The following is a 4,242-nucleotide window of genomic DNA, read 5'->3' as shown; positions in this document are numbered from 1 at the left end:
TGCTCGACACCACCGACAACACCGTCACCGCGACCATCGGGGTCGGCAGTGGTCCTGTCGGGGTGGCGATCACCCCCGACGGCGCCCGCGCCTACGTCGCCAATGAAACAGGGACGGTGTCGGTGATCAACACCACCGACGGGATCGTCGACCCCACACCCATCGTGGTGGGCGGGACTTCCTGGGCAGTGGCGATCAGCCCCGACGGCGCCCGCGCCTACGTCACCGACCGGAATGGCAACACGGTATCGGTGATCAACACCAGCAACAACACCGTCAACCCCGCACCTATCACGGTCGGCCAAGGTCCGTCATCGATTGCGTTCACCCCCGACGGCCTCCGCGCCTACGTCACCAACCAGGACAGCAACTCGGTGTCGGTCATCAACACCACCGACAACACCGTCGCCGCCACCATCCCGGTCGGCCAGCTCCCGTACCAGATAGCGATCACCCCTGACGGCACCCGCGCCTACGTCGCCAACCAGACGGACGACACGGTATCTGTGATCAACACCAGCGACAACACCGTCACCGCCATCGACCTTCCTGTCGGGGGAAGGCCGGCCGGGATAGCGATCACCCCCGACGGCCTTCGCGCCTACGTCACCAACTATGACAACGCCACGGTATCGGTGATCACCATCGAAATAGCTCCCACACTCACCGGGGCACCGACCGCGGGCGTCGTCGGTCAGCCCTACAGTTACGCCTTCACTGTCACCGGACAACCGGCCCCCACCGTGACCGCAGTCGGTGCATTGCCCGCCGGTCTGACACTCACTGAATCCGGTGTTCTGTCCGGAACCCCCACCGAGGCAGGGACGTTCGCAGTCACCTTCACTGCGTCCAACGGCATCGGCACGCCCGCTACCCTCGACGCCATCCTCACCGTCACCGCAGCACCGGAACCGCCGGTGACAGGTTCACTCGGATCGCTCGGAAACTTCGGCTCCTGACCCGCTAAAGTCCCACCCGAACAGATAGTGGCCGCTCACCCCATTTCCGGGGTGGGCGGCCACTTTTTCTGTATTCGGTCAGGTAGATCAATGGCGGGCAGCGATGTCGCCGCTGACCCACTTCCCCAAACCGCCGGGGTCATCGACGATGTCCGGCGCCGTGAACGAGCACTTCGCATCCGTGCACCGCTTGTATCCGGCCCGCTCTGCAAGATCACGCAACGTAGGCCAGAGCCACTGCACATGGAACGCCGACAACTCCGATCCCGGCTCGTCGAGCGTGTAGGTGCTTTGGTGTGAGACCGTCAACGCCGTCAATTCCTCGACCGCGACGGGATGTCGGTACCAGCACGGCGGAATCACCGCATCCGAGCCGGTCACCGCGTAACGCCGTCGTGGCGAGAGCAATGGCCACTGACACCCACCCTGCGGCGGCTGGCTGTCGCTCGTCCGGTCAAGGTCGAGATGAATCGGGCTTTGCCGTTGGTCAGGAACGCGCAACGTCCCGATCGTCTACCGCTTCGAGTTCTCGCAGGAGGGGTGCGGTTGGAAGGCGTCATGAGCGGAGATCTCTATGCGTGGCTGAAATTGTCCGACGGGCAGTGGCTTGGCTGTGTTCAGGTGTACGCCGAAACAGGTTACGGTAGAACAGGTCTCGGGCTTTGGCTCTGGGTAACTGCTGATGCAATCTCCGTTGACACAGTCTGATTGGGTGTCCGTGCGGCGCAGCAGCACGCGGCTCATCGCGTCGCTGACTCCCACCGCATTGCTGAGGACCGTCTCCATCCGCATTGGGCGAGAGCCCAGGAACTGCTCAAGTGAGCCGAAGCGGAGCAAAACCCGCTCGCGGCGCCTGCACAAAAAGGCATCGCATTGGCGCAGGTGCACGCGACACTGGCCTCCGTCGCTGCCACGATGTTGCAGGGGACAAGGCCACCTTGGTGAGGGGTTGGTAGGTATAGCGGCTTTCTAGACAGTGATGGCCCGCACCATATCCGGTGTGGGCCGTCCTGCTGCACATCAGCCGGCCGTCGGCTCCTCAGGCGGGCCAGCAGTTTCCGGCTTCGTAGGTCGGGTGGTGGCGTCATCGGATGATTCTTTCCGTGACGACCTCGCGAAAATACATGCTTCGTCGTCTACCCGAATTGCCCTGACACCCCGTATGTAGTTGCCGCGCGAGTGTGGTTCCCTGACGCTGACAACTGTGCCAATGCCGTTGCGCCGGAAGGCGAGACCATCGAGGAGCGCCGATGTGGCGATGAAAACACGCTGCGAGAAATTCGGAATACCGTGCTTTGCGCGGCCATCGACAACGAAGCCGAACCTGAGCGCGAAGACGACAAGATATCCACAGTGATCGACACACTCGGCGCCGCGCCTACCGGGGAACCGAAAGCGCCGCCCCGACATTCCTACCCACTGCGCTACGCGAGCGCCTTACTGCTGGTCACAGCTCTACTCGGCTGATTTCTCGTACGCGTGTTTTCTGGATCCGACACCGACAACCTCAGCGCGTGCCGCACCGACCAAGGCGATCAGCAGAGCGGAGCGAGCGTCATTGCCGCCTTCGAGCACGCCTACTACGTCACCCGCTCCGGAGTCGCCTTCCGAGCGCTGGCCACCCCCGATGCAACTCGTCCGATCGCGGACAAGATCAAAGCCGGAATCGACCCCGTCCCAGCAGGAACCACCCACTGCGCGGCGATCACGCCGATCAGTGCCCGCGTCTACTCCGTCGTGCGGAATCAGCAATGACGACATTGGTGGGCTCCTGGGTACGGGCAGCGAATCGACATCACTGACCCAATCAGGAGCCCACCACACCGCCCATCGCCATCATGAGTTCCCGGACGCACTCTTAGTCACCGACTACTCCGTTCTCCGAACCAATTCGGATCGCAAGCACCCGGCCATCAGCGGCCACGTTTTGACGGCACAATCTTGAGCGGACCTCAAAATTGGGTCGTGCCGTAAGTTCCGCGGACAACTCGGCCTCGGCAGAGCATTACTCGCATACCATCTGCTGCAGCGGCCTGGCCTTTCGACTAATCAGTGCGTCGAGTCGTCCTTCTTGTCGCGAGCCTCTTCAAGGGCTGCTTCGGCGCGCTGACGAGCCCGCTTTCTCAGCACCGCGGCCTGCTCGGATGCGGTCTCGGCCCACTCGTTCTTCTTCTCTAGCGCTAGTTCGGCGAACTCAGTGCCGCGCTTACTCGCCAGCTCGGCCAGTTCGGCGCTCCGCTCACGTGCAGTCTCGGCCAGTTCGGAACCACGCTTCTGCGCGACCTCGAGGATGTCCGGGCCACGCTCTTTGACAACCTCGCCGAGTTCGGCGGCACGCTTGCTCGCGATCTCCGCGAACTCGGAACCACGTTCCTTGGCCACTTCCAGCAAATCCGTGCCATGTGCTTTCGTTGTTTCGGCGAGGTCGGACCCCCGCCCGGACACCACGGATAAGGCATGTTCGACGCGATCGCCCGTGTGATCGGTATGCGCGGCAACCAACGGAAGTGCGGCCGAGATCGAAGCCTGTGCCCTCTTCGCAGCGCGACGCCCACGCCAGCCGAGCGACGGTTTTCCCTCCGTGTCGACGGAAGCGATCATCAATCCGCCCAGCAAGCTCACGTTCTTGATGAAGTTGCTGCGCTGCGTCGCACGCAACGAAAGATCCGTCTCGTTCCAGAAGTCATGGTTGGCGAGCGTGGTCGGCACCAGGCTGCCGGCGAGTACCAACGAGGCGAGTCGCGGCGCCTTACCGCTGGCCAGCAATGCGCCGCCGCCGACCTGGATGACGGCATTGATCTTGACGAGAGTTTCCGGATCAGCAGGCACCTTCTGTGTGACTGCTCCGGGCAGCATGTCCAGGGATTTGTCGATGAGTGGCGCTGCATTGGCTGCTCGCTGAGCAGAATTGCGCAGAGCATCGATTCCCCCGGCGATGAAGATCGTGGCGAGCAGGGGACGAGCAATTCGACGTACCAGCATATTTTTAAGCCTTCCGATGTTGATCTGTCATTCGGCGGTAGCCGACCGATCCCGCAAAACGGTGGGCTCAGCATTGATGGGTCTTCTCGGGTGCGCCGAGTTCCTGTCGAACTTCTTTTCGCACACAGGGGTTCAGCGGAGTTTTCCAGATGTGCCGAAAATCTGTGTCGATGACCGAAACAGAGCGGCGGGAGCTATTGCATGTGCATTGCCCACGAAAAATATGTGGCGATGCAGGGTTTACACGGTGGATCAATACCAGACTTTGCGGCCACCCACTGCGCGGCCGGTAGTGCCGAGA

5 protein-coding genes are annotated in these 4,242 nt (G+C 62.3%); 3 read left to right on the top strand and 2 right to left on the bottom strand.

Annotated features, from left to right (window positions below; translation table 11 throughout):
- A partial coding sequence (locus QM600_RS29030; RefSeq protein WP_283265203.1) for a YncE family protein occupies window positions 1-959 on the top strand: 959 nt, incomplete at its 5' end.
- A gap of 87 nt (window positions 960-1,046) precedes the next feature.
- On the opposite strand, the gene QM600_RS29025 is transcribed toward QM600_RS29030, so the two are convergent.
- The gene (locus QM600_RS29025) at window positions 1,047-1,340 is read right to left on the bottom strand and encodes a DUF4913 domain-containing protein (protein WP_283265201.1); all 294 of its coding nucleotides are present in this window, start codon (window positions 1,338-1,340) and stop codon (window positions 1,047-1,049) included.
- A 798-nt stretch (window positions 1,341-2,138) separates the two neighbouring features.
- Between QM600_RS29025 and QM600_RS29020 the strand changes: the two genes are divergently transcribed.
- Both QM600_RS29020 and QM600_RS29015 read left to right on the top strand, forming a co-directional pair.
- Window positions 2,139-2,426 (top strand): hypothetical protein, encoded by a 288-nt coding sequence (locus tag QM600_RS29020; RefSeq protein ID WP_283265200.1) that lies wholly within the window; start codon window positions 2,139-2,141, stop codon window positions 2,424-2,426.
- A gap of 12 nt (window positions 2,427-2,438) precedes the next feature.
- Complete coding sequence (locus QM600_RS29015; RefSeq protein ID WP_283265198.1) at window positions 2,439-2,714, top strand: DUF8176 domain-containing protein; 276 nt, start codon at window positions 2,439-2,441, stop codon at window positions 2,712-2,714.
- A gap of 294 nt (window positions 2,715-3,008) precedes the next feature.
- Here the strand turns inward: QM600_RS29015 and QM600_RS29010 are convergent, their stop codons facing one another.
- Window positions 3,009-3,941, bottom strand: a complete 933-nt coding sequence (locus QM600_RS29010) for a DoxX family protein (RefSeq protein ID WP_283265196.1) — start codon at window positions 3,939-3,941, stop codon at window positions 3,009-3,011.
- Window positions 3,942-4,242: the final 301 nt, after the last annotated feature.

This window comes from Rhodococcus sp. IEGM 1379, from assembly GCF_030056815.1.
GTDB lineage: Bacteria > Actinomycetota > Actinomycetes > Mycobacteriales > Mycobacteriaceae > Rhodococcus_F.
The sequence above is the reverse complement of the archived record's forward strand: the minus strand, read 5'-3'. Positions and strand labels throughout refer to the sequence as shown.